Raw genomic sequence first — 626 nt, 5'->3', positions numbered from 1 at the left:
TCTTTCACCAACATAAAGTTAGGGCAGAATTCATTACTTGCAATCACTTTGACGCCGCGAGGCACCGTTGTCACCTGATCTTGGTGACTCACAAGCAGTCGGACACCATCAATGGATAAGTTCATCCATTTTTTCTGAGCGGTGACTTTCACCTCATAGCTTCCCAGGCCCCAGCCTTTCTCTGACTTTTGCACCGTGCCACCTAAGGCACGAGCAATCAATTGATGGCCGAAACATATGCCAACAAGGGGACGCCTGAGCACTTCACAGCGAATGATCCAATCAACGAGTTGTAGAATCCAGGGATGATCATCGTACGCATTGTTCACGCTACCAGTAATAATAAACCCATGGCATTCATCGTGATGAGGCAGCTCTCCCTTGGTTGCGTCATAGTTCTGAAATGTGAACTCATTGTTGACCTCGTAAAGCGAAGCCTCAATCATGTCCGCATACTGCCCATGGTCATCCGACAATGGTGAGTCAACATGACCCCACGTTAATATCCCTATCTTCATTGTTCACCTACTTCATTGTTGGCATTACAAATTCACTTTCTCGTTGTCCTTTCGGCCAGCGAGCAGTCACTGTCTTCATTCGGGTGTAGAAGCGAACCCCATCATTAC

1 protein-coding gene is annotated in these 626 nt (G+C 47.3%); it reads right to left on the bottom strand.

Annotated elements, in window-relative coordinates; all coding sequences use genetic code 11:
- The coding region (locus AB4585_RS28045) for a type 1 glutamine amidotransferase (RefSeq protein WP_372172037.1) at positions 1-518 on the bottom strand (518 nt) is incomplete at its 3' end.
- Between the last annotated feature and the right edge of the window lie 108 nt (positions 519-626).

The organism is Vibrio sp. 10N.222.49.C9, from assembly GCF_041474985.1.
In the GTDB taxonomy this organism is placed as follows: Bacteria; Pseudomonadota; Gammaproteobacteria; order Enterobacterales; family Vibrionaceae; genus Vibrio; species Vibrio crassostreae_C.
Note: the sequence above shows the minus strand (reverse complement) of the source record. Positions and strands in the feature narration are given on the sequence as shown.